The 22,610-nt window shown below is 64.2% G+C and carries 23 protein-coding genes; 9 read left to right on the forward strand and 14 right to left on the reverse strand.

Annotation, left to right across the window (positions count from 1 at the left end; translation table 11 throughout):
- Positions 1–267: 267 nt before the first annotated feature.
- Positions 268–1,374 carry an IS5 family transposase gene (locus G5S42_RS00760; protein ID WP_376776852.1) on the reverse strand — a complete coding sequence of 369 codons (1,107 nt, stop codon included), beginning with the start codon at positions 1,372–1,374 and terminating at the stop codon, positions 268–270.
- Between the two features lie 88 nt (positions 1,375–1,462).
- Positions 1,463–2,992 (reverse strand): glycerol-3-phosphate dehydrogenase, encoded by a 1,530-nt coding sequence (glpD, locus tag G5S42_RS00765; RefSeq protein ID WP_176105103.1) that lies wholly within the window; start codon positions 2,990–2,992, stop codon positions 1,463–1,465.
- A gap of 214 nt (positions 2,993–3,206) precedes the next feature.
- On the opposite strand from glpD, the gene G5S42_RS00770 reads away from it, so the two are divergent.
- Positions 3,207–3,566, forward strand: coding sequence for a hypothetical protein (locus G5S42_RS00770; protein ID WP_246391772.1), 360 nt, complete (start codon positions 3,207–3,209; stop codon positions 3,564–3,566).
- Between the two features lie 56 nt (positions 3,567–3,622).
- Here G5S42_RS00770 and G5S42_RS00775 read toward each other — a convergent pair whose 3' ends face one another.
- The 4 genes from G5S42_RS00775 to G5S42_RS43755 all read right to left on the reverse strand — a co-directional run bounded on the left by G5S42_RS00775 (position 3,623) and on the right by G5S42_RS43755 (position 6,004).
- Positions 3,623–4,276 (reverse strand): TetR/AcrR family transcriptional regulator, encoded by a 654-nt coding sequence (locus tag G5S42_RS00775; RefSeq protein ID WP_176105105.1) that lies wholly within the window; start codon positions 4,274–4,276, stop codon positions 3,623–3,625.
- A gap of 102 nt (positions 4,277–4,378) precedes the next feature.
- The gene (locus tag G5S42_RS00780) at positions 4,379–4,576 is read right to left on the reverse strand and encodes a hypothetical protein (protein WP_013090475.1); all 198 of its coding nucleotides are present in this window, start codon (positions 4,574–4,576) and stop codon (positions 4,379–4,381) included.
- A 308-nt stretch (positions 4,577–4,884) separates the two neighbouring features.
- Positions 4,885–5,664, reverse strand: a complete 780-nt coding sequence (locus G5S42_RS00785) for a DeoR/GlpR family DNA-binding transcription regulator (protein WP_176105106.1) — start codon at positions 5,662–5,664, stop codon at positions 4,885–4,887.
- Between the two features lie 199 nt (positions 5,665–5,863).
- On the reverse strand, positions 5,864–6,004 hold the full coding sequence (locus G5S42_RS43755) for a hypothetical protein (RefSeq protein WP_176365620.1): 141 nt from the start codon (positions 6,002–6,004) through the stop codon (positions 5,864–5,866).
- Between G5S42_RS43755 and ggt the strand changes: the two genes are divergently transcribed.
- The 4 genes from ggt (at position 6,003) to G5S42_RS00805 (ending at position 11,003) form a co-directional block, all read left to right on the forward strand.
- Positions 6,003–7,643 carry a gamma-glutamyltransferase gene (gene ggt, locus G5S42_RS00790; protein WP_176110250.1) on the forward strand — a complete coding sequence of 547 codons (1,641 nt, stop codon included), beginning with the start codon at positions 6,003–6,005 and terminating at the stop codon, positions 7,641–7,643. The genes G5S42_RS43755 and ggt overlap by 2 nt on opposite strands.
- A 185-nt stretch (positions 7,644–7,828) precedes the next feature.
- Complete coding sequence (locus tag G5S42_RS00795; RefSeq protein ID WP_176105107.1) at positions 7,829–9,199, forward strand: MFS transporter; 1,371 nt, start codon at positions 7,829–7,831, stop codon at positions 9,197–9,199.
- Positions 9,200–9,532: 333 nt separating this feature from the next.
- On the forward strand, positions 9,533–10,360 hold the full coding sequence (locus tag G5S42_RS00800; protein WP_176105108.1) for a ferritin-like domain-containing protein: 828 nt from the start codon (positions 9,533–9,535) through the stop codon (positions 10,358–10,360).
- 109 nt (positions 10,361–10,469) lie between these two features.
- Positions 10,470–11,003 carry a hypothetical protein gene (locus G5S42_RS00805; protein ID WP_176105109.1) on the forward strand — a complete coding sequence of 178 codons (534 nt, stop codon included), beginning with the start codon at positions 10,470–10,472 and terminating at the stop codon, positions 11,001–11,003.
- Between the two features lie 63 nt (positions 11,004–11,066).
- Here the strand turns inward: G5S42_RS00805 and G5S42_RS00810 are convergent, their stop codons facing one another.
- From G5S42_RS00810 to G5S42_RS00825, 4 genes are all read right to left on the reverse strand, one after another.
- Complete coding sequence (locus G5S42_RS00810; protein WP_176105110.1) at positions 11,067–12,623, reverse strand: DEAD/DEAH box helicase; 1,557 nt, start codon at positions 12,621–12,623, stop codon at positions 11,067–11,069.
- 225 nt (positions 12,624–12,848) lie between these two features.
- On the reverse strand, positions 12,849–13,469 hold the full coding sequence (gene trhA, locus G5S42_RS00815) for a PAQR family membrane homeostasis protein TrhA (RefSeq protein ID WP_176105111.1): 621 nt from the start codon (positions 13,467–13,469) through the stop codon (positions 12,849–12,851).
- Positions 13,470–13,600: 131 nt separating this feature from the next.
- The gene (locus G5S42_RS00820) at positions 13,601–14,902 is read right to left on the reverse strand and encodes a c-type cytochrome (protein ID WP_176105112.1); all 1,302 of its coding nucleotides are present in this window, start codon (positions 14,900–14,902) and stop codon (positions 13,601–13,603) included.
- A gap of 21 nt (positions 14,903–14,923) precedes the next feature.
- Complete coding sequence (locus G5S42_RS00825; protein WP_176105113.1) at positions 14,924–15,655, reverse strand: c-type cytochrome; 732 nt, start codon at positions 15,653–15,655, stop codon at positions 14,924–14,926.
- 341 nt (positions 15,656–15,996) lie between these two features.
- On the opposite strand from G5S42_RS00825, the gene copC reads away from it, so the two are divergent.
- Both copC and G5S42_RS00835 read left to right on the forward strand, forming a co-directional pair.
- Positions 15,997–16,374, forward strand: coding sequence for a copper homeostasis periplasmic binding protein CopC (copC, locus tag G5S42_RS00830; protein WP_176105114.1), 378 nt, complete (start codon positions 15,997–15,999; stop codon positions 16,372–16,374).
- Positions 16,371–17,300 carry a CopD family protein gene (locus G5S42_RS00835; RefSeq protein WP_176105115.1) on the forward strand — a complete coding sequence of 310 codons (930 nt, stop codon included), beginning with the start codon at positions 16,371–16,373 and terminating at the stop codon, positions 17,298–17,300. Before copC ends, G5S42_RS00835 begins: the two co-directional genes overlap by 4 nt.
- 180 nt (positions 17,301–17,480) lie before the next feature.
- On the opposite strand, the gene G5S42_RS00840 is transcribed toward G5S42_RS00835, so the two are convergent.
- A complete protein-coding gene (locus tag G5S42_RS00840; RefSeq protein ID WP_176105116.1) occupies positions 17,481–17,783 on the reverse strand; it encodes a hypothetical protein in 303 nt (100 codons plus the stop codon).
- 179 nt (positions 17,784–17,962) lie between these two features.
- A complete protein-coding gene (gene dgoD / locus G5S42_RS00845; protein ID WP_176105117.1) occupies positions 17,963–19,111 on the reverse strand; it encodes a galactonate dehydratase in 1,149 nt (382 codons plus the stop codon).
- A 134-nt stretch (positions 19,112–19,245) separates the two neighbouring features.
- Here dgoD and G5S42_RS00850 point away from each other — a divergent pair, with 134 nt between their 5' ends.
- Positions 19,246–19,959 carry a FadR/GntR family transcriptional regulator gene (locus tag G5S42_RS00850; RefSeq protein ID WP_176110252.1) on the forward strand — a complete coding sequence of 238 codons (714 nt, stop codon included), beginning with the start codon at positions 19,246–19,248 and terminating at the stop codon, positions 19,957–19,959.
- 23 nt (positions 19,960–19,982) lie between these two features.
- On the opposite strand, the gene G5S42_RS00855 is transcribed toward G5S42_RS00850, so the two are convergent.
- Positions 19,983–21,521 carry a DHA2 family efflux MFS transporter permease subunit gene (locus G5S42_RS00855; RefSeq protein ID WP_176105118.1) on the reverse strand — a complete coding sequence of 513 codons (1,539 nt, stop codon included), beginning with the start codon at positions 21,519–21,521 and terminating at the stop codon, positions 19,983–19,985.
- Between the two features lie 143 nt (positions 21,522–21,664).
- Here G5S42_RS00855 and G5S42_RS00860 point away from each other — a divergent pair, with 143 nt between their 5' ends.
- Positions 21,665–22,108 (forward strand): MarR family winged helix-turn-helix transcriptional regulator, encoded by a 444-nt coding sequence (locus G5S42_RS00860; RefSeq protein WP_176105119.1) that lies wholly within the window; start codon positions 21,665–21,667, stop codon positions 22,106–22,108.
- A 75-nt stretch (positions 22,109–22,183) separates the two neighbouring features.
- On the opposite strand, the gene G5S42_RS00865 is transcribed toward G5S42_RS00860, so the two are convergent.
- Positions 22,184–22,519, reverse strand: coding sequence for a hypothetical protein (locus G5S42_RS00865; protein ID WP_176105120.1), 336 nt, complete (start codon positions 22,517–22,519; stop codon positions 22,184–22,186).
- Between the last annotated feature and the right edge of the window lie 91 nt (positions 22,520–22,610).

The raw sequence follows: 22,610 nt of genomic DNA on the forward strand, positions 1-22,610 counted from the left end.
TTGTTGCGAGCGAGCCGCCATAGTTTGAGGGTGCGTGCCGGCGTCGTCCAGCCGAAGCTGCGGTGGGTGGCCGGCTCCGCTCGCCGGGTGTCGTCTGCCGCGTCGCCTAGCAGGCTGTTGAAAAGCGCCCCGTCATGACGACCGAAGCTATGTTCAGGAGACTTGCGCGTGCGATATTGCGCTGAATTAACGGTTCACCGCGCGATCTGCGCGGGGCAGGCGCACGCATGCGGCTCGTCTGGCGCGCAGTCTTCGCGCATTGGCGGCTCATCGCGTCGCTCCTCGCGGCACCATCCCTGGCATTCGGGCCATGCGGGTCAGATTGCTCGCAACCATCGTCAGCTTGAAGTGCTGGTCGACGCGCTTGAGGCCGCGATAGACCGTCTGCCGGATCCGCCCGATGGTTTTGCCCCAGCCGAAATGCTCTTCGATTCGTTTGCGGATGATCTGGCTAGTCCGGTAGCCCGCATGCCGCGAAGTGCGACCGTCGATGGCGCTGCCGCCCCAACGCTCATCGTTGCGCGCGACATGCGGTGTCACGTTGCGAGCGCGGCAATCGTTCACGAAGTCACGGGTGTCATACGCCTTGTCGGCGCCAACTGTCTTCGCATGAGTACCTGGCACGCAATCGAGCAATTGCAATGCGCTGGCCCGCTCGGCAAAACCATCTGCGTGACTAACCACGGCGCCGACCACCAGCCCCGAGCGATTCTCCATCAGGATGTGCCCGTGGTAGCACAGGATGGCCGGGCTCTTGTGGCTCTTCTTGAACAATCGCGCCTCCGGATCAGTAGTCGACTCGTGCGTGGCATTGCTACGTCGCTCGCCTTTCCAGTCGGTGTCGGCGTTGCGGCCACCGCCGGCTGGCGGACCATCGTCCGGGCCGTCCTTGCGGCGGAAGCTTTTGTGACTGGCCCACGCCTGAATCAGCGTGCCGTCCACCGAGAAATGCTCTCTCGACAGCAAGCCCCGCTTGTCCGCCAGGCTCATGACTTCGGTGAAGAACGCTTCCACGACTTCATGCTCCAGAAGCCGGTCGCGGTTCTTCGAGAACACCGAGTGGTCCCACACGGCGTCCTCAATCGCCAGCCCGACAAACCAGCGGAACAGCAGGTTGTAGCGCATCTGCTCCATCAGCATGCGCTCGCTGCGTACGGAGTAGAACACCTGCAACAGCAGCGCCCGCATCAGCTTCTCAGGCGCAATCGAGGCACGACCGGTGTCCGCGTAGATGACGCTGAACAGCCCGTTGAGCCGTTTCAACGCATCATTCACCAGCAACCGGATCGGTCGCAACGGGTGATCTGCCGGGACGAAGTCCTCGAGCTTGACCGTCGTGAACAGGGGTTCCTGCATCTCGTCCATTCCGCGCATCGCATCCGCTGCCAAAGATCATGAACACGATATCCATAACGCCCGTCCTTCAAACCCCGTTTACACGGGATCCAAATTCAACAGCCTGCTAGGCGCTCTGCCGGACCGGTTCGCGCGCGAACCACGCGTCGATGTCGCGCGTGATTTGCTCGAGCGTGTCCGGCTCGACATGCAGGCCGAGCTTCGAGCGGCGCCACAGCACGTCCTGCGCGGTGCGCGCCCATTCGGTATCGCGCAGATAAATCAGCTCGGCTTCGTGCAGACCCGGCGCGAACTCGCGACCGAGCTCGGCGCGCGAGTGCGCCGAGCCGATCACGCGATTCGCGCGCGTGCCATACGCGCGCGCGAGCCGATGCGCGAGCGATGCCGGCAGCCACGCATGTTCGCGCGAGAACTCGCCGAGGAAGCGATTGAAGTTCGCCTGCGCGATGTCGCCGCCCGGCAGCGGCGCGTCGGCGGTCCACGCGGGCGCGCCGTGGTGCAGCGCGTCGGTGAGCGTATCGACGGCCTGCTCGGCGAGCTTGCGAAAGGTCGTGATCTTGCCGCCAAACACCGACAGCAGCGGCGCCTCGTTCGCGGGCGCATCGAGTTCGAGCGAGTAGTCGCGCGTGACCGCCGACGGATTGTCCGCGTTCTCGTCCTCCAGCAGCGGGCGTACGCCCGAATAGCTCCAGCGCACGTCGGCGGGCGAGATCTTCTGCCTGAAGTAGCGGTTGATCGAATCGCACAGGTACTGCGTTTCGTTGGCGTCGATCGCGACTTGCGACGGGTCGCCGCGATATTCGAGGTCGGTCGTGCCGATCAGCGTGTAGTCGTGCTCATAGGGAATCGCGAAGATGATCCGCTTGTCCGGGTTCTGGAAGATGTACGCGTGGTCGTGCTCGAATAGGCGCCGCGTGACGATGTGGCTGCCCTTGACGAGCCGCACGCTATGCGACGACGGCCGGCCGAGCGCGCCTTGCAGCAGCTCGCCGACCCACGGGCCCGCCGCGTTCGCGATCGCGGCGGCGCGCACGTCGAGCGTCGTGCCGTCCGCCCCTTGCAGTTGCGCGCGCCACTCGCCGCCCGCGCGCACGGCGTTGAGCAGCTTCGTGCGCGTGAGGATCGTCGCGCCGCGCTCGTGCGCGTCGAGCGCGTTCAGCACGACGAGGCGCGCGTCGTTGACCCAGCCGTCCGAATAAACGAAGCCGCGCTTGATCGTTTCGACGAGTGGCGCGCCGGCCGGATGCCGGCTCATCACGATGCCGCGCGAGCCCGGCAGCAGCTCGCGTTTAGCCAGATGGTCGTACAGGAACAGACCCGCGCGGATCAGCCAGGCGGGGCGCAGTTCGGGCATGTGCGGCATCACGAAGCGCAGCGGCCAGATGATGTGCGGCGCCGCGCGCAGCAGCGTTTCGCGCTCCTGCAGCGCTTTGCGTACGAGCCCGAACTCGCGGTACTCGAGGTAGCGCAGCCCGCCGTGGATCAGCTTGGTGCTCGCCGACGACGTGTGCGCGGCCAGATCGTCCTGCTCGCACAGCAGCACCGACAGGCCGCGGCCGGCCGCGTCGCGGGCGATGCCGGCGCCGTTGATCCCACCACCGACGACGAGCAAATCGTATTTCGTGCCTTGCGTCACCTGCTGAGCCCTCTGGATCGAATCTGGAAGTCAGTTGGAAAGCTAATTGAACGAATCATGTTCGTTTTCGAACTTTAATGAACATATTCGAAAAAGTAAAGTTCGCTTGATTTGCACGAACGTGGATCGAATGGCGACCGAGTGGCGTAACGCGCGAGCGCGGACGATACTCTTGGCAGCAGCCATTTCGAGGTGATGAATGCGAGGATTTTTGATGATCGGCGCTGCCGCGCTTCTGGCAGGATGCGTGAGTACGCCGAGTCTGGAAGGGACGAGGGGCGCGACGTCGTTCGAGGCGTTGCAGAAGATGTGCTCGCCGCAGACCGTCGACTACGGCCACGACGCGCAGATCGTCTACGAGACGTTCTTCGATGCCTATGTGGCGAACCGGCGCGGCCGGCTGTCGAATGACGACTTCTGCGCGTTCCAGGCGTCGATCGCGCAGCGCCATGCGAGCGAGGGGACGAGCAGCGATCCGAAGGTGCGCAACCAGTGGGTCGAGTTCTTCAACGAGCAGCGCGCAAGGGCGCTCAGCTGGCGGGCGACTGTCGACCCGACCTTGCGTAGCGGCTAAGTGGCAGCGGGTTGACTGTGGGCCCGACTCTCGCGCCGCCTGCCAGGCGCACCGGTTCACTTTTGCGGCGCCAACGCTCCGCGCCACAGCATGCGCAGGATCTGCGCGAACACCGCTTCGCGCGACGGCTCATGTGCGCCGTCGTCGGCGGAATCGGCGTGTCGGGCCGCCGGCGGCGGCAACTGGTTCGCGAGCGCGAGCATCGTGAAGCCGTGCAGACTCGTCCAGTACGCGTAGCCGATCAGACGCGGATCGCCTTCGAGAACACCCGCCTCGACGAGCCGCTCGAAGTGCGCTTCCAGCAGGCGCCACGCGCGTTGCGACGCCGCGGCCAGCTCGGGGTAAGCGCCTTGCTGTTGCGGCGTCTGATCGAACATCAAACGATAGGCGTGCGGCTCATCGAGCGCGAAGTCGACATAGGCCCGGCTGACGGCGCTGTGATCGATGGCGGGGGCGCTCGCGGGGATCGCTTTCGCGGCCGCTTCGAGGCGCGCGGCGAAGCGGTTGAACGCGGCGGCGCGGACCATCGCCAGAATTTCTTCCTTGTCGCGGAAATAGCGATACGGTGTCATCGCGCTGCAGCCGAGCTCCTTCGCCAGCTCGCGCATCGTCACGCCTTGTGCGCCGCGGGTCGCAAACGCGTTTTCCGCGACGCGTCGCATCGCTTCGCGAAACTGCTGGATGTCGTCGGCGGAGAGCGTCTTGGGCATGCGCGAGGTCGGGAAGAAGTCCGTCGCGCGAATTTACTGTGTAAATGAGATGCGCACAACAAAGGGCCGCAAAGGCGGCCCGCTGTCAACTGCAGGGGAAACTCACGAATAACGTTTGATGGCCCGCAATGCGGTGTCGCCGGTTTCCGTCACGCGCCATTCTTCGTTGCCCGATGCGAGGCGTTCGAGTTGCACCAGTTGGCGTTCGAGCAACGCATCGAGTTCTTCTCGGTCCATTTCGACCTGGTTGGGGGCGTCCTTGACGAGCAACAACGTGGCGAATTCATGCGGACTCAGCATCGTTCTCTCCATGTCAGCAAATTGCGGACAGCCTTGCAGTCGACCGGTAGGCCGGGGCGGGGGTCCGCTAAAGATCAGGGCGGGAGGTACGGCTTACACGACAGGTTCACACAACCGACGCCGTGCGAAACTCGCAACGTACGCTGGGGAACTGGAGTGTAGGCGAGCACCGATGAAACGCCAACATGGTCCCCGTAAATTTTCCATTTGACAATTGGCCGCGCGATAGGCGGTCCGGCCCTGCAGCCAAATTCTTGATTTCACGCGAGGTTTTGCGTGCACCGCAGCATGGCGGAGAACGCCTGGAATTATCCGGCGATGTAGATTTGACAATTCGCGGCGTTCAGAGCCTCGGCCATGTCGGCGGGTGGGGCGGCGTCGGTGAACAGCGCGTCGATCTGCTCGAGATGTCCCTGGCGAACTAGCGCGGGCCGGCCAAACTTGGAGTGATCGGCGGCGAGGAAAACGGTGCGCGCGTGCTCGATGATCGCCTCGGCGACACGCACTTCGCGCGTATCGAAATCGCGCAGCGTACCGTCCGTTTCGATGCTCGACGTGCCGATGATCGCGAAATCGACCTTGAACTGACGGATGAAGTCGATCGCCAGTTCCCCGACGATGCCCTTGTCCCACGGTCGCACGATGCCGCCCGTCACCAGCACTTCGCAGTCCGGGTAGCCGCTCATCATGCTCGCGACGTTCAGATTGTTCGTGATCACGCGCAAGCCGCGGTGGCGGTTCAGCGCGCGTGCCACTTCCTCGGTGGTCGTGCCGAGGTTGATGAACAGCGATGCCTGGTCCGGAATGTGAGTGGCCACCAGCGCCGCGATGCGTCGCTTCTCTTCATGGAACATGCGCTGGCGCGCGGTGTAGGAGACGTTCTCGGAACTGGTCGGCAGACTGGCGCCGCCGTGATAGCGGCGCAGCAGGTTTATATCGGCGAGCCAGTTGACGTCGCGGCGGATCGTCTGCGGGGTGACGTCGAAGTGGCTCGCGAGGTCGTCCACGGTCACGAAGCCGTCGCGTTGCACCCACTCCAGCAATTCCTGTTGCCGGGCGTTGAGAGTCAGGCGGGGGTCTCGTGTCATGTGTGGTGTGTCGTGGCTGTTGTGTCGGCGCGGTCCGTCGTCGTCATCAAGCGGCTGGCCGAAAGCCGGCCGTCGACGAACGCGGTTGCGGCTATTGTAAGACCATCGTGCCCTTTGTCCGCCAACTGGCGCAGTCCGCTGGAATTCGCCGAGAGCACTACGGATTTGCTCGATCCCCTCGTTCAGGCGCATTTCGCATTTATTCATTTAATAAATGAATTTGTTTTTTGGCGCGCTTCGCGATGCAATCCTGGGTTTCGCGATTTACCTGCTTTACAACCTTTCCCCTGATGTCCGGCGACTTTTTCGTGCCGGCCGCGCTTTCGAGAGTGTTCGACATGACTGGCTTCAGCAACTGGCAAAACCCTTATCCGACGCAACGTCTGCCCGTATTCGCACGCAATATCGTTTCGACCTCGCACCCGCTCGCCGCGCAGGCCGGGCTGCGCATGCTGTGGAAAGGCGGCAATGCCGTCGATGCGGCCATCGCGGCCGCCGCCGCGATCACGGTGGTCGAGCCGGTGTCGTGCGGCCTGGGCGGCGACGCGTTCGCGCTCGTGTGGGACGGCAAGAAGCTGCATGGTCTGAACGCGTCGGGCGTAGCGCCGGCCGCGTGGAACGTCGATTACTTCAAGCGCAAATATGGCGAGGAAAACGGCCTCGCGCAGCAGCCGAAGCGCGGCTGGGATGCGGTCACCGTGCCGGGTGTGATCGCCGGCTGGGAAGCGCTGCACCAGAAGTTCGGCAAGCTGCCGTTCGCCGACCTGATGGAGCCGGCCATCGAAATCGCCGAGCGCGGTCACGCGGTGGCGAGCATCGTCGCTTACAAGTGGGCAGCCGCGGTGCCTGAGCTGAAGGACCAGCCGGGCTTCGCGCAAACCTTCATGCCGCGCGGCCGTGCGCCCGAGGTCAGCGAGCTGGTGCGCTTCCCCGGTCACGCGAAGACGCTGCGCCTGCTCGCCGAGCAAGGCCCGCGCGCGTTCTACGAAGGCGAAATCGCCGAGCGGATTGCCGCGTTCGCGCGCGCAGGCGGCGGCGCGCTGAGCGCCGACGATCTGCGCAACTACCGCGCTGACTGGGTCGAGCCGATCGGCAAGGACTATCGCGGCTACACCGTGCACGAGATTCCGCCGAACGGCCAGGGCATCGCGGCGCTGGTTGCGCTCGGCATCCTGGAAAAGTTCGACGTGAAGTCGCTGAAGGTCGACAGCGTCGAGTCGCAGCATCTGCAGATCGAAGCGATGAAGCTCGCGTTTGCCGACGTGTATCGCTATGTCGCCGATCCGCGCTCGATGGAAGTCACGCCCGAGCAGATGCTGGACGACGCGTATCTGAGCTCACGCGCGAAGCTGATCGATCCGAAGCGCGCGACGCACTTCGACTTCGGCATGCCGATGGCGGGCGGCACGATCTACATGTCGGCCGTGGACGAGAGCGGCATGATGGTCAGCTTCATCCAGTCGAACTACATGGGCTTCGGCTCGGGTGTCGTGGTGCCCGAGAGCGGCATCGCGCTGCAGAACCGCGGCTGCGGCTTCTCGATGGACCCGAAGTCGCCGAACGTCGTCGAGGGCGGCAAGCGGCCGTTCCACACGATCATTCCGGCATTCCTCACGCAGCAGGTGAACGGCCAGCAGGAAGCGGTGATGAGCTTCGGCGTGATGGGCGGCGACATGCAGCCGCAAGGTCATCTGCAGACCGTGGTGCGCATGCTCGACTACGGACAGCAGCCGCAGGCCGCGTGCGATGCGCCGCGCTGGAAGGTCAACCGCGACTTCACGGTCGATATCGAGTCGACGCTCGATCCGAAGACCACCGAGGGCCTGCAGAAGCTCGGCCACACGATCAAGTCGGTCGACGATCCGTACATGGACTTCGGCTCCGGCCAGTTCATCTGGAAGCTCGATCGCAACGAGCCGGAGCGCGGCTACGTAGCGGCCAGCGACAGCCGCCGCGACGGTCTGGCGGCCGGCTTCTAGGCCACGACGAGGCAACGCGCGGAGCTGAGGTCCACACCGGAGCTCAGCTCAGACACCCGGGCAACAGGCGACGAACGCGCGGCATTCCGTATGCCGCGCCAATGCGCGCCCACCAGCCGCCTCGCCGATGCAGGCGAAGCCGCGCCCGACACAGCTATCACGCAGCAGACACGCAGGAGACCATCATGAACACCCCCGCGTCGCATTCGACAAGCGCTTCGCCTCACGCCGCGCCGCTTTCGAAAGCGATGGTGCGGCGGATCGTTTTCTCGTCGTCGATTGGCAACGCGCTCGAGTGGTTCGACTTCCTGGTTTATGGCTACTTTGCGACGATCATCGCGAAACAGTTCTTCCCGATGCAGGACGAGTGGCTGTCGACGCTGCTCGCGATCGCCACCTTCGGCATCTCGTTCCTGATGCGCCCGCTCGGCGCGATCGTGCTCGGCGTGTACGGCGACCGCAAGGGCCGCAAAGCGGCGCTCACGCTCGCGATCGCGCTGATGATGGTCGGTACTTTCACGATGGCCGTGATGCCACCGTTTTCGACGATCGGTCTCGCGGCGCCGCTGCTGGTGCTGTTCGCGCGGCTCGTGCAGGGCTTCGCGGTCGGCGGCGAGTTCGGCAGCGCGACCGCGTTCATGGTCGAACACAGCGCGACGCGGCGCGGCTACTACGCGAGCTGGCAGTTCGCGAGCCAGGGTCTCGCGGCGATCACCGCGGCGGCCTTCGGTTCGCTGCTGACCGCGTGGCTGCCGGCCGAGCACCTGAACAGCTGGGGCTGGCGTGTGCCGTTCGTGTTCGGTCTGCTGGTCGGGCCGGTCGGCTACTACATTCGCTCGCATCTGGACGAGACACCCGAATTCCTCGCATTGCGTGAAGAGCGGGCGGCTAGCGAAGCGGCCGGCGAACACAAGGCCGTGAACGGATCGAAGGACGCGTCGTTCGCGAATCAGTGGGTCAACCTGCTGCTCGCGATCGGCATCGTTGCGCAGTCGACGGTCGGGGTGTACGTGCTGCAGCTCTACATGCCGCTCTACGCGGTCAAGCAGCTGCATATGGCGGCGGCCGCCTCGTTCGGTGTGGTCGTGCTGAACGGCGGCATGCAGTTCATCTTCTCACCGATCATGGGCGCGCTGTCCGATCGCATCGGCCGAATTCGTATCATGCTGAGCACGTCGATCCTGATGGGCCTGCTGATCTATCCGATGTTCGCATGGTTGCAGGCACATCCGACGATTGGCTGGCTGCTCGTGCTGCAAGGCGTCGCCGGTATTTTCAAGGCCTCGTACTCGGGGCCGATGCCCGCGCTGATGTCGGAGATCTTCCCGACCCAGGTACGCTCGACTGGCCTTTCGATCGGTTACAGCATCGGCGTGACGATCTTCGGCGGCTTCGCGCCGACCATCGTCGAAACCTTCATTCATCTGACCGGCGACAAACTCGCGCCGAGTTATTACGTGCTGCTTGCGGCGGTGCTTTCGGGCGCATCGCTGATCATCGTTGCGCGGCGCATGCGTCGAGTGCGTCCCGTCTCGGGCGAGGTACAAGCTGCCTGAGGAAGAGCGGGCCGCCTGGGGGCGCCCGTGTCTCCAACCCGGCCGGACCTGGGTTGTGTCCGAAAAGCCAGCCTTTTGGGCTGGCTTTTTTTGCCTTGCGGACATCGTTTTTAATCCGCTGCAAGATTTCGACTATCTTGGAATCGGAACTGCGTCGTTGCGGCATGGTCTGTGCTGTGTGAACTGCATGGTCGGATATCTCCGGCTAACATGCAGGGTACAAGGGCCCAACTCTAATTCACGGCGTTGTATCCGGCACGGAGAACATCACGGCGAGCGCGGGGGCGGTTGCGAAGAACTCCACGGGTCGGTACAGCATGGGAGCAAGACACAATGCACACGGAGCTGAACCATGTCATGCCCTGGCGGATCGAGGACATCGATCTGACGCGCATCGACCGGCAGAAGGCCGCGGCCAACGAAGACCTGCTGCTGTTGCTGTGCGCGGCCTCGTTCATCGAAAGCGGCACTGATCTCTACACCAGCAATCTGAGTACATTTTTCAACGACGATCCGGAGGTCTCGGCCTGGCTCAACCACGAGTGGGAGCCCGAGGAAATGCAGCACGGCCGGGCGCTGCAGACCTATATCGCGTATGTATGGCCCGAGTTCGACTGGCACACCGCGTTCCGCAATTTCATGGGCGAGTATTCGCTGACGTGCTCGGTCGACGATTTCGAAAAGACCCGGGCGCTCGAGATGGTCGCGCGTTGCGTAGTCGAAACGGGTACCGCGACGCTGTATCGAGCGATCAACGAATGCTCGGATGAGCCGGTGCTCAAGCAGATCACCGACAACATCCGCACCGACGAAGTCCGTCATTACAAGCACTTTTTCAAGTACTTCAAGAAGTACAACCGGATCGAGGGCAACGGCCGGCTCGCGGTGCTCGGCGCGTTGATGCGTCGCGTGATGGAAATCAAGAACGAAGATTCGGAGATCGCATTGCGCCACGTGTTCGCGATTCGCTATCCGGAGCGCGTGCACGACTCCGCATATAACCGCGAGCGCGCGGCGCGTATCAATAAGCTGGTGCGGCGCAATCTGTCCGCCGACATGTGCGTGAAGATGCTGCTCAAGCCGCTCGATCTGCCGGCGCGCATTCAGCCGGGTGTGCATTATCCGCTCGCGAAGATCACGCAGCATGTGTTCTTTCGCTGAGCCTTGAAAGCGAAGCAAAGAGCAAAGCCCGCATCAGCCCGCATCAGCGGGCTTTGCTTTTTTCGAGGCATGATTGAGCTTTACCCCCCTCTTCGACTGGATCGATGGCATGAGCGATTCCTCTTCCGCATCACCGTCCGCGCGTCCGCTCGAACAGAATGTGTTCGACGAATGGCCGGCCAACGTGCGCGCGTTGTTCGACGGTTCGTCGCTTGCGGACAAGGTGGGCTTCACCGCCTCGCTGTTGAGCGTCGATGCGAACGGGCACGTGCGCACATCGCTGCTGAGCGTCGGCGAACTCTATGCACCCGACTCGCGCACGCTGTGCATTGCGCTATGGCCGCAGGCGCGCGCGACGGGCGCGATTGCGCAAAGCGGGCGCGCGGCGCTGAGCTTTGTATGCGATGCGGCGTTCTATCAGGTGCAATTGCGTATCGCGCCGCTGCCCGGTGTTGCGGGCGATGACAGCGGCCTCGTCTATCTGCTCGGCTCGATCGACACAGCGGAAGCGCAAAGCGCCCGTTATGCGCGCCTGACGGGCGGCATCACGTTCGAATTGCAGGGAGAGGGGAGTGCGGCGCTCGAGCGATGGGAACAGCAAATCGAGCATTTGAAGCGGGCTGCCGCCGCGAGCAGCCGTTAGTCTTCGAGCAGGGAAGCGCTAATGGCTGGTACGCACGCTGGCAGCCCTTAGGCCGAGCGGCGCTTAACGGCCGCGGTCGCCGTTGCGCGACGGTTGCGCGCCACGCGGCGCATCGTTGCGCTTCACGCCGCCGCCGAGCAACGCGCCCGGATTGCCGTTGGGCGAACGATTGCCTTGAGGCTTGCGCGGCGCGTGGTGCGCGGGAGCGCCATCATGCGCGGCGGCACGCGGCCGATCGTCGTGCCGCTGAGTATCGCGACGCGGCTGACCGCCATTGCCGGCCGGCTTCGCACCTTGCGGCCGCGGCGCGGGCTGAGCGTTAGACGCACGCTGTCCCGAACGCTGACCGGAGCCTTGAGCCGGCTTGGCCGATGCGCCACCACCAGCAGCGCCGTCACGACGCCCCGCGCCTTGTCCCTGGCGCTGCGAACGCCCGCCGCCACCCTGGCCGCGTCGCTGGATCGGCTCCGGCTTCGCGGTCGGATCCGGCTCGAAACCGGCGATCACTTCCTGCGGGACTGGACGCTTGATCAGCTTCTCGATGTCCTTCAGCAACTGCAGTTCATCGACGCACACGAGCGACACCGCCTCGCCCGTCGCGCCCGCGCGACCCGTGCGGCCGATGCGGTGCACGTAGTCTTCCGGCACGTTCGGCAGATCGAAGTTGACCACGTGCGGCAGCTGATCGATATCGATGCCGCGCGCCGCGATGTCGGTTGCCACCAGCACCTGCAGCGTGCCGTCCTTGAACTCGGCGAGCGCGCGCGTGCGGGCCGATTGGCTCTTGTTGCCGTGGATCGCGAGCGCGCTGATGCCGTCCTTCGTCAGCTGCTCGGCGAGGCGGTTCGCGCCGTGCTTGGTGCGCGTGAACACGAGCACCTGGAACCAGTTGTGCTGCCGGATCAGATGCGTGAGCAGCTCGCGCTTGCGGTCGCGATCGACCGGGTGAATCTTTTGCGCGACCGTTTCGGCCGTCGTGTTGCGGCGCGCGACTTCGATCAGGGCCGGTGAATCGAGCAGGCTGTCGGCGAGCGTCTTGATCTCATCGGAGAAGGTCGCCGAGAACAGCAGGTTCTGGCGCTTCGGCGGCAGCTTCGCGAGCACGCGCTTGATGTCGTGGATGAAACCCATGTCGAGCATGCGGTCGGCTTCGTCGAGTACGAGAATCTCGAGATGCGACAGGTCGATGGTCTTCTGCTGCATGTGATCGAGCAGACGGCCCGGCGTCGCGACGACGATGTCAACGCCGCGCTTGAGCGCATCGATCTGCGGATTGATGCCGACACCGCCGAACATCACGGTCGACTTCAGCTTCAGATACTTGCCGTACGCACGCACGCTTTCTTCGACCTGCGCGGCGAGTTCGCGCGTCGGCGTGAGGATCAGCGCGCGCACCACGCGCTTGCCGCCGGCGGCCGGCGCCATCGAATTGAGGCGCTGCAGGATCGGCAGCGTGAAGCCGGCGGTCTTGCCGGTGCCGGTTTGCGCGCCGGCGAGCAGATCGCCGCCGTTGAGCACGGCCGGGATCGCCTGAGTCTGGATCGGAGTCGGGCTGGTATAGCCGAGTTCATTGACAGCGCGGACCAGCGGTTCGGACAAGCCGAGGGAATCAAAAGACATAAAAGCTCTTTGCAATGCAGTTTCGCGAACGGCCCCGCTGAGCCCATAGGACCCCAACGGGGAAAAACCAGCGCGGCATCGACACGCCCGCATGGCGTGTGCGAGGCCGCAGCCCGGTTCCGTTCACGGAGAAATCGGCGGCACGCTCACAGATGTGCCGAATGTTTCAACGCGCTATGCAGACACGTCGACTGGCCTTAAGTTGCAATTCGTCGCCGTGGAACGTCACGCGACATAGCGCGCGACACTGACGAATTGACACAGACTGCCCGCCAGTACGAACAGGTGCCAGATACCATGTCCGTGGCGGATGCGCTCGTCGTTGATGAAGAAATAGATGCCGGCGCTGTAGATGACGCCGCCGGCCACGAGCCACGCGGTACCCGCGGCCGGCAATGCCTGCACCAGCGGGCGGACAGCTACGAGCGCGAGCCATCCCATCAACACATACAGCACCATCGACACGCTGCGGGTGCGTCGCCCGAGCGTGAGTTCCTGCACGATGCCGAGGGCAGCGAGCCCCCAGCTCACGCCGAATAGCGACCAGCCCCACGGTCCACGCAACGTGACGAGCGTGAACGGCGTGTAACTGCCGGCGATCAGCAGGTAGATCGCCGAATGATCGCATTTCTGCAGAATCGCCTTCAGTCGCGCATGGCTGACGCTGTGATACAGCGTCGAGATCGCATACAGCACGAACAGCATCGCACCATACACGCTGAAGCTGACGACCTTGTACGCGTCGCCGGCGAGCGCGCCCATCGTGACGAGCGCCGCCAGCCCCACCACCGACAGCACGGCGCCGACGAGATGGGTAATGCTGTTCAAACGCTCACCAAAGGGCACGACTCTTTCCTCCTGCACGGTCCATGAAGGCGACCACCAACACAAACAGGCCCACATGATACCGGTACTGAAAAAACGAAGGGCGCGGCCGCGAAACTCGCAGGCCGCGCCCAGGGTACGTCGAACCCTGCTTAGTCGAGCGGCGCCGAACGCAACTCGGCCACTTGCTGTGGCGACACGGCCGTACCGTGGTTGCCCCAGGACATACGGATGTACGTCACGACCGCTGCGACTTCCTGATTCGACAGAGACTGTGCGAACGGCGGCATGCCGTACGGATGCGGGTTCGCGTCCGTGCTCGGCGGATAACCGCCGTTCAGCACCATGCGGATCGGGTTGACCGCCGACGGCATCTGGATCGACTGGTTGTTCGCGAGCGGCGGGAATGCCGGCGGGCGGCCGAGACCATTGTCTTCGTGGCACTTCGCGCAGTTGTCAGCGTAGATCTTCTGACCTTGCTTCAGCAGTTCGCCGCCGAACTTTTCCGAGGTTTCGAGCTGCAGCGGTTCCGGTGCTTCGCTCTTCTGCGGAATCGTCTTCAGGTACGTCGCCATCGCGTTGATGTCTTCGGTCGACAGATACTGCAGGCTGTTGTGAACCACTTCGGCCATCGGACCGAACACCGCGCCGCGGGTCGACACGCCGGTCTTCAGCAGATCGGCGATATCCCTCAGGTCCCAGTCGCCGAGGCCGGCTTCCTTGTTCGACGTCAGCGACGGCGCATACCAGTTCTGCAGCGGAATCAGACCGCCCGCGAACGCCGCCGAGCTGACCGGGCCGCCCATCGCGTTGATCGACGTATGGCACATGCCGCAGTGGCCGAGACCTTCGACCAGATACGCACCGCGGTTCCATTCGACCGACTTGGTCGGGTCCGGCTTGAACTCGCCTTCACGGAAGAACAGCGTGCGCCAGCCGATCAGCATGTTGCGCTGGTTGAACGGGAATTTCAGTTCGTGCGGACGGCTCGGGACGTTGACCGGCGCGACGGAGCGCAGGTACGCGTAGATCGCGTCGGAGTCGGCGCGCGTGACCTTCGTGTAGCTCGTGAACGGGAAGCCCGGATAGAGCAGGCTGCCATCTTTCGAGCGGCCGGTGTGCATCGCGCGATAGAAGTCGTCCTGGGTCCACTTGCCGATGCCGTACTGGTCGTCAGGCGTGATGTTCGGCGTGAACATCGTGCCGAATGGCGTGGCCATCGGCAGGCCGCCCGCGAACGGCTGGCCGCCGCGCACGGTGTGGCAGGCGATACAGTCGCCCGCGCGGGCGAGATACTCGCCCTTCTTGATCAGGTCGGCCTGGTCCGCGGGCGTTGCCGCGACGGCCGCGCCGCTGCTATGCAGATGGTCGCCGCCCGACCACAGGACGGGAACGAGTGCGGCGGCCGCGACCACGACGACTGCAGAGAGGGCGAACAAAGACTTGCGTTTCATTTGAATGTCTCTCCCGGCGCCTTATTGCGGTTCGCTGCCGCAGGCAAGCGGAGTCTTCAAGGAGCGGGCCGGAGCCGGCACGGGGTTTTGCGGAGCCTGCTGCGTGGCAAGCCAGGCCGCGACGGCGTTCACGTCTTCGTCGCTAAGGCGCGTGGCGATGGTGTGCATGCAGTCCGGTGCGATCGCACGACGCGTGCCCGAACGCCATGAGCCGAGCTGCGCGCTGATGTAGTCGGCGTGCAGGCCCACGAGACCCGGGATCGCCGGTTCCATACCGGTCAGCGCCTTGCCGTGGCAGGCCGCGCAAGCGGGCACCTGCTTGTTCGCATCACCATGCAGCACGATCTGCTCACCGCGCGCGAGCGTGGTGGCCGAGACCGTCGGCCTGGCCGGCGTCGGATACGGCGGACGCTGCTGCGAGAAGAAGTTGGCGATCTGATGCAGGTAGTCGTCGGAGAGATACGTGACGAGGTAGTTCATCGGCGGGTACTTGCGGCGCCCTTCACGGAAGTTCTGCAACTGATTGAACAGATATCCCGCCGGCTTGCCCGCGAGACGCGGGAAGTAGTCATTGTCGGTGCCTTGCCCATGCGAGCCGTGGCAAGCCGTGCAGCCTTGCACGCGCGCTTCCATCGTGTCGGGGGCCTTCGGTTGAGTCTGCGCTTTCGCAGCGCTATAGACACCCGCGGAGCCGATCAGCAGAAGGGCAAGCAACGGGCGGAAGAGGCGTCTTGAAGACACGCGTAACTCCATCAGAATCGGGGACCTGACCGAACTTCGGGCGGCTCGGTGTGAAGGACAGCCGTCGCTGCGGCGACGCAGCATTCTATCATCGAAGGGTGATGGTGCCTATTTGCCGCATTAGATGCGGTTCCAGGTGTGACCGCCATGCGACAGTGTGTCGCGTTTGCCAGTTTCGGACTTCAGTTGCGTCGTGCGTCGTGATCAATATCGTTGTCTCATCAAGCAAGGTTGAACCGATCCCCGTGCGCGCCATCGAAGCGTACACTTCCGGGCTCGCCGGCCGTCGTGCAGACGATGCGCGTCGTCGGCCCGGCTCTGTTTCGTTCGTTCTCATCCGCTATCGGCCCCACATGAAGCTATTCGATTTCTCCTCATCGACGCTGCGAGCGTTGATGTCCGGCGCGGTGGCGCTGGCCATGTCATCCACCGCGTTCGCGCATGCGCATCTGATCTCGAGCGTGCCGGCCGCGAACGCCGAGGCCGTCGCGCCCGCCGACGTGACCATCCATTTCACCGAGCCGCTCGAGCCTGCGTTCAGCAAGATCACACTCGCCGATACAAGCGGCAAGCCTGCGACTTCGACCGCGTCGACGGTCGATAGCGCGGACGCCCGCGAGATGCACCTCGCGCTGCCTCAGCTGACGAGCGGCCGCTATTCGGTGCACTGGGTCGCGGTGGCCACCGATGGCCATCGTACGCAAGGCGACTTCGCGTTCAACGTCAAATGAACTTCGACGGACTGTGGATCGGGCAGGTCGCAATGGCCGCGCTCATGAACGTCGCGTTCGGCTTCGCCGTTGGCTCGGCGCTACTCGGCGCATGGCTCGCGAAGGACGGGCAGCAAGGCACTTCACCGGCGCGGCCCGGCTGGATGCGCGCACATCGCTCGATGCTCGCGGCCACCATCGTGCTGGTGCTCGCGGATCTCGGCTGGCTGCTGTATCAGGCGGCGTCGATGAGCGGCGTAGCGTTGCCCGCGGCATTCGGCATGGTGCCGACGGTGCTGACGCAAACGCATGTCGGCTATGGTTGGAGCGTCGCGTTCGGCGGCGCACTGGTGCTGCTCGGCACCGCGCTGAGCCACGGCACGGGCATGCTGCGTAACACGCTGCTGTGGCTCGCGGTGCTCGCGATTTCGGCGGGCAAGGCGTCGCTCGGTCATGCGGCCGATGCCGGCGTCGTATCGGCCGCGATCGGCATGCAGACGCTGCACGTGCTCGCGACGAGCGTATGGGGCGGTGTCGCGATGGCCGCGGGCTTCGCGGTGCTGCCGGCGCTCGGCGCATCGACCGCGCGCGGCATGCTGATTCGCACGGCGACCCAGGTGTCGAACGTCTCGCTCGTCGCGGTCGCGTTGGTGTTGCTGTCGGGCGTCTTCAATGCGGTGCGCGGCTCGGGCGGGTCGTTCGAAGCGATTCAGGCGAGCACGTGGGGACACGTGCTGACGTTGAAGCTCGTGCTGGTCGCGCTCGCGCTGGTGCTCGGCGCGCTGAACCGCACGTCGGCGCTGCCGCGCCTGCGTCGCACCGCGTCGACGATGGATGCGCATACCTTCGTCAACGTGATGTATCTGGAAGCGCTCGTGATGATCGGCGTGTTCGTCGTCGCGGCCGCGTTGTCGCACACCGTGCCGGCGTTCGCTGCGCTCGGCTGAACGCGCGGCGCGCCGCATAAAAAAGCGCCGCACTGCAAAGCACGTGCGGCGCAATACACACGGTCGCCTGGCTGTTGCCAGCGCACCCGCTACTACTCTTCAGGCAAGCAGCGCGTCGTCGCGCGCGCGTTCCAGCAATGCAGGCGTCAGTCGCATCACGCGGTCCGGCTCGCTGCGCGCTTACTCGAGGCCGAGGCGATGACCGAGAATCGGCGCGCAGAACAACGCGATCGCGCAGCCCGCGGCCTTCCCTTCGAGTTCGGCGCCGGCAGCGTGCGTGCCGACCATCTGCGTGAGCAGATCGAAAACCTGCGGCAGGCAGTACAGCACTGCCGCGGCGATAAAGAATTTCCCGACCACCGCGATGCTCCATCCGCGCTCGTAGGCGACCATCGCGCCGATGATGCGCAGCACGCCGAAGACGACCAGCGCACCGACCGCCGCCTGTTCGCGGATCAGATAGTCAGGAAGGAATTCGCCCATGGTGTTCCCCGCGGCATGCGTTGTCGGCATGCATTTCAGCAAGGAGCAGACCATGCGTCTGTCCGGTACCGAACAAACGTCGCGAGAGCCGGGCGGGATAAGGCTGTGCGGGGATCGAGGCAGGGAGGGGCGGCCCGCGCGTCACATAGCCGGAACGCGCGGGCGCAATGGCCCGCGAGTCACCATTCGGCCACGCTGCCGTCCGTGTGACGCCACACCGGATTGCGCCAGCGATGACCAACCTTCGCCATCTCGCGCACCTTTTCTTCGTTGACCTCGATGCCGAGGCCCGGGCCTTGCGGGATCGACACGAAGCCGTCTTCATACTTGAAGACTTCCGGGTTCTTGATGTAATCGAGCAGGTCGTTGCCCTGGTTGTAATGGATGCCGAGGCTCTGTTCCTGGATGAACGCGTTGTAGCTGACCGCGTCGATCTGCAGGCAGGTCGCGAGCGCGATCGGGCCGAGCGGACAATGCAGCGCAAGCGCGACATCGTAGGCTTCGGCCATCGCGGCGATCTTGCGGCACTCGGTGATGCCACCTGCGTGCGAAGCGTCCGGCTGGATGATGTCGACGTAGCCGCCCGACAGGATGTGCTTGAAGTCCCAGCGCGAATACAGACGCTCGCCGAGCGCGATCGGCGTGTTGGTCTGATTGACGATGTCGCGCAGCGCCTCGGCGTTCTCCGACAGCACCGGCTCTTCGATGAACAGCAGCTTGTACGGATCGAGTTCCTTGGCGAGCACCTTCGCCATCGGCTTGTGCACGCGGCCGTGGAAGTCCACGCCGATGCCGATGTTCGGCCCGACCGCCTCGCGCACCGCCGCGACGTTGTTGATGACGCCTTGCACCTTGTCGAAGGTGTCGATGATCTGCAGCTCTTCCGAGCCGTTCATCTTGACGGCCTTGAAACCGCGCTCGACCACCGCGCGCGCGTTGTTGGCGACATCGCTGGGGCGGTCGCCGCCGATCCACGAGTAGACCTTGATCTTGTCGCGCACCTGGCCGCCGAGCAGCGCATGCACCGGCACGCCATGATGCTTGCCCTTGATGTCCCACAGTGCCTGATCGACGCCGGCGATCGCGCTCATCGTGATCGGGCCGCCGCGATAGAAGCCCGCGCGGTACATCACCTGCCAGTGATCCTCGATCAGCAGCGGGTCCTTGCCGATCAGATAATCGGAGAGTTCCTCGACGGCCGCGGCGACCGTATGCGCGCGGCCTTCCACCACCGGCTCGCCCCAACCGACGATGCCCTCATCGGTCTCGATCTTGAGGAAGCACCAGCGCGGCGGGACGACGAAGGTTTCGAGCTTGGTGATTTTCATGGTGTGTGTCTCCTGACGATCGGCCGGAACGCAAAGAATTTTGGGAATTCCATGCTACAACAAAAGTGCATTTAAATACTATTAATAGTACTATTTGCCACATAGTGGTGAGATTTGGAATACTTGTTGCCGCGTTGCGCGACGAGACCACCACCCGCGAGGAGAAAACCATTCCGCACGATCTGCATGGACGAGTCACCCAACTGCTCGCGACCGCGATTCTGCGCGGCGACTATGCGCCGGAGTCGATCCTGCCTCGCGAAGCCGAGTTAATGGAGACGTTCGGCGTGAGCCGCACGGTGTTGCGCGAGGCGCTGCGCACGCTGACGTCGAAAGGGCTGATCGAATCGCGGCCGCGCGTGGGTACGCGGGTGCGGGTCAAGTCCGCGTGGAATCTGCTCGATGCCGATCTGCTCGACTGGTATTCGCGCGTCGCCGAGCCGATGGCGTTTGCGCTCAAACTGCAGGAAATGCGCGAGATGATCGAGCCTTACGCGGCCGGCCTTGCGGCCACCGCGTGCACCGATGACACGTTGGGCGCGCTTGCGGCCGCCCATGCCGCGATGGTGGCGGCGCGTAACGTCGATGAGTGGGTGCGTGCGGATCTGCAGTTCCATCTGAGCGTGCTGACCGCGTGCAGCAACGAATTGCTGATTCCGCTTGGCGCGCTGATCGAGCGCACGCTCGAGGCACAGTTGCGGCTCAATGCGAAACGCGCCGATGTGTTCAACGCGTCGCTCGCCGAGCACACGGCGGTGTACGACGCCATCCGCGCGCGCGATGCCGCCGCGGCGTACGCGGCGATGTCGTCATTGCTTGGCGTGACGCGCGGGCGAATCGAAGGCTGAGACGGACGGCGCCGCGCTCGATCTCAATCCATCGCCGCATGCGCGGCCGACGCATCCAGCGCTTTATGCGACGGCCGGATCAGCAGCAATAGCGGGATGACCAGCAGCGTTGCCACGAACATCAGCTTGAAGTCGTTCAGATACGCGACCATCGCCGCCTGCTGCGTGATCGACGCGTTCAGTGCCGCGATGTCGTAGCGCGAGCCGCCGTCGAGCATCGACTGCAGCGCCGGATTGAACGCGGTCACGTTCGCGGCGAGGTCCGCGTGCGAGATTTGCGTGTTGCGCGTCATCAGCGTCTGGACGATCGAAATGCCGATACTGCTGCCGATATTGCGCATCAAGCTATAAGTCGCGGTGCCGTCCGCGCGCAACTCCGGCGACAGCGTCGAGAACGTCAGTGCAGACAGCGGCACGAACACGAGACCGAGCCCGAAGCCTTGGATTACGCCTGGCCACACGATGTTCGACTCCGACAGCACGATCGTGTAATGCATCATCTGCCACAGCGCGAACGCCGAGATCAGGAAGCCGCAGAGCAATAGCAGCCGCGCATCGACGCGCTTGAGCAGCCGGCCGGCGATCAGCATCGCGACCATCGTGCCGGCGCCGCTCGGCGCGGTGACGAGGCCCGTGGTCGCGACCGGATAACCCATCAGGTTTTGCAGCATCGGCGGCAGCAGCGCGCGGGTCGCGTACATCACCGCGCCGATCACGAAGATGAAGAACGTGCCGGTCGCAAAGTTCGGGTCCTTCAGCAACTTGTACTTGAAAAACGAGCGCTCGCCGACGGTCGCCGTGTGGACGAGGAAAAACGCGAAGCTGATCGCCGCGACGAGCGCCTCGATCACGATCTCGGTCGATGAAAACCAGTCGAGCTGCTCGCCGCGATCGAGCATCGCCTGCAATGCGCCGATCGCGAGGCCGAGCGTGATGAAGCCGAACGCGTCGAACTTCACGTCGTGCTTGGGCTCGCGCTTCGGCAGGAAGGTCGCGACGCCGAACAGCGCGAACGCGCCGATCGGCACGTTGATGAAGAACACCCAGCGCCAGTTGTAGCTATCGGTGAGCCAGCCGCCGAGCGTCGGCCCGAGAATCGGTCCAACCATCACGCCCATGCCCCATACGGCCATCGCCTGGCCCTGCTTTTCACGCGGGTTGATGTCGAGCAGGATCGATTGCGAAAGCGGCACCAGCGACGCGCCGAAGATCCCTTGCAGCAAACGCGACACGACGATCTGCGGCAGCGTCTCGGAGAGTCCACACAACGCGGACGCCACCGTGAAGCCGCCGATCGCGATCAGCAGCAGCCGCCTGACGCTGAGGCGGTCCGCCAGCCAGCCGGTGAGCGGCGTGGCGATCGCGGCAGCGACGATATAGGAAGTCAGCACCCACGTGATCTCGTCCTGCGACGCGGACAGCGTGCCCTGCATATGCGGCAGCGCCACGTTGGCGATCGTGCTGTCGAGCGTCTGGATCAGCGTCGCGAGCATGATCGAGATCGTGATCATCGGCCGGTTGAGCAGCTCAGTGGCGCTCGCCGGCGTGGAGGCGGAAGACATGAAAGGTGGGGGAGGATCGATATCGTAAGCATGCTTAGTATATCGTCAATGTGTGTTTGCGCGATCGGGAGTTGTGCTGAAGCTGGAACGCATGCGCAGGCGCAGGCGCGCTGTAAGCCGAAGTGCTTCCGTATAATCCGCGCATGAAAACCCAATTCGAAGAGCGCTTCGGCTTTCTGATCTACGACGTCGGCCGGCTGGCGGGCAAGCGTTTCGACGATCATGCGAAGTCGTCGGTCGACCTGACTCGCGCGCAATGTCGCGTGCTCGCCTATCTCGGCCATTACGGCGAGATCAATCAGGCCCGGCTCGCGGATCTGCTGGAGGTCGCGCCGATCTCGGCGGGCCGGCTGCTCGACCGGATGGAGGAGGGCGGCTGGATCGAGCGGACCGCGAATCCGCAGGATCGCCGCGAGCGCCAGGTGCGCATGACGCCGAAGGCCGAGCGCACGCTCGGCAAGGCGCGCAAGGTCGGCGACGAGGTCGCGCTCGAAGCGCTCGATGGTTTCAGCGATGAAGAAGCGGCGCAGTTGATCGCGCTGCTCCAGCGCGTGCGCGGCAACTTGAGCCGGCTGGTGGATCGCTGAAGCGTCGCGGTGTTGGCGAGACGCTGAAGTCTTTCGCGCGAGCCCGAGCGACGCTGGCACGCGCTTCAAATCACGTTATTTGGATTCCGACGCTGGGGCGCCGCCGCTCGGCGGTACCAGCTCGTAACAGCCCGCCGCCGCCGTTTTCGCTTTTGCTTCCGGTTGCTGCGCATCGATGCATTTGAACGCGCTCTGATCGCGCTGCACGAAGATCGTGTCGGCCGGCCCGTTGTTGACCACGGCGACGATCTTGTAGCCGTCCTGCAGAAGCGTCGCGAGCATGGTCGAGCTGGCGCGCCATTGACCGTCGGAAGTGCTCGGCGTTTGGGCCTGTGCGGTGAGGACGGCGGTCGTGCCGGCGAGCGTGAGCGCAGCGGTGGTTGCGGCAAGCGCGACGGTGCGGAACGTCATTAAGGAACCTCCTCGAAGTTGCGACGGAATTGCGGAAGGAAGCCTGCCAGGTTCTGCATCGTGGACGCGCGTTGAACCTCCGGAGAGAACT

The sequence above is a fragment of the Paraburkholderia youngii genome (genome assembly GCF_013366925.1).
Taxonomy (GTDB): Bacteria; Pseudomonadota; Gammaproteobacteria; order Burkholderiales; family Burkholderiaceae; genus Paraburkholderia; species Paraburkholderia youngii.

Bases quoted from the DNA above. Each gene is read 5' to 3' on its own strand.
- G5S42_RS00760 (WP_376776852.1), bottom strand. From the start codon at position 1,374: ATGCGCGGAATGGACGAGATGCAGGAACCCCTGTTCACGACGGTCAAG.
- G5S42_RS00770 (WP_246391772.1), top strand. From the start codon at position 3,207: ATGATCGGCGCTGCCGCGCTTCTGGCAGGATGCGTGAGTACGCCGAGT.
- G5S42_RS00775 (WP_176105105.1), bottom strand. From the start codon at position 4,276: ATGCCCAAGACGCTCTCCGCCGACGACATCCAGCAGTTTCGCGAAGCG.
- G5S42_RS00780 (WP_013090475.1), bottom strand. From the start codon at position 4,576: ATGCTGAGTCCGCATGAATTCGCCACGTTGTTGCTCGTCAAGGACGCC.
- G5S42_RS00785 (WP_176105106.1), bottom strand. From the start codon at position 5,664: ATGACACGAGACCCCCGCCTGACTCTCAACGCCCGGCAACAGGAATTG.
- ggt (WP_176110250.1), top strand. From the start codon at position 6,003: ATGACTGGCTTCAGCAACTGGCAAAACCCTTATCCGACGCAACGTCTG.
- G5S42_RS43755 (WP_176365620.1), bottom strand. From the start codon at position 6,004: ATGTCGAACACTCTCGAAAGCGCGGCCGGCACGAAAAAGTCGCCGGAC.
- G5S42_RS00795 (WP_176105107.1), top strand. From the start codon at position 7,829: ATGAACACCCCCGCGTCGCATTCGACAAGCGCTTCGCCTCACGCCGCG.
- G5S42_RS00800 (WP_176105108.1), top strand. From the start codon at position 9,533: ATGCACACGGAGCTGAACCATGTCATGCCCTGGCGGATCGAGGACATC.
- G5S42_RS00805 (WP_176105109.1), top strand. From the start codon at position 10,470: ATGAGCGATTCCTCTTCCGCATCACCGTCCGCGCGTCCGCTCGAACAG.
- G5S42_RS00810 (WP_176105110.1), bottom strand. From the start codon at position 12,623: ATGTCTTTTGATTCCCTCGGCTTGTCCGAACCGCTGGTCCGCGCTGTC.
- G5S42_RS00820 (WP_176105112.1), bottom strand. From the start codon at position 14,902: ATGAAACGCAAGTCTTTGTTCGCCCTCTCTGCAGTCGTCGTGGTCGCG.
- G5S42_RS00825 (WP_176105113.1), bottom strand. From the start codon at position 15,655: ATGGAGTTACGCGTGTCTTCAAGACGCCTCTTCCGCCCGTTGCTTGCC.
- copC (WP_176105114.1), top strand. From the start codon at position 15,997: ATGAAGCTATTCGATTTCTCCTCATCGACGCTGCGAGCGTTGATGTCC.
- G5S42_RS00835 (WP_176105115.1), top strand. From the start codon at position 16,371: ATGAACTTCGACGGACTGTGGATCGGGCAGGTCGCAATGGCCGCGCTC.
- G5S42_RS00840 (WP_176105116.1), bottom strand. From the start codon at position 17,783: ATGGGCGAATTCCTTCCTGACTATCTGATCCGCGAACAGGCGGCGGTC.
- dgoD (WP_176105117.1), bottom strand. From the start codon at position 19,111: ATGAAAATCACCAAGCTCGAAACCTTCGTCGTCCCGCCGCGCTGGTGC.
- G5S42_RS00855 (WP_176105118.1), bottom strand. From the start codon at position 21,521: ATGTCTTCCGCCTCCACGCCGGCGAGCGCCACTGAGCTGCTCAACCGG.
- G5S42_RS00860 (WP_176105119.1), top strand. From the start codon at position 21,665: ATGAAAACCCAATTCGAAGAGCGCTTCGGCTTTCTGATCTACGACGTC.
- G5S42_RS00865 (WP_176105120.1), bottom strand. From the start codon at position 22,519: ATGACGTTCCGCACCGTCGCGCTTGCCGCAACCACCGCTGCGCTCACG.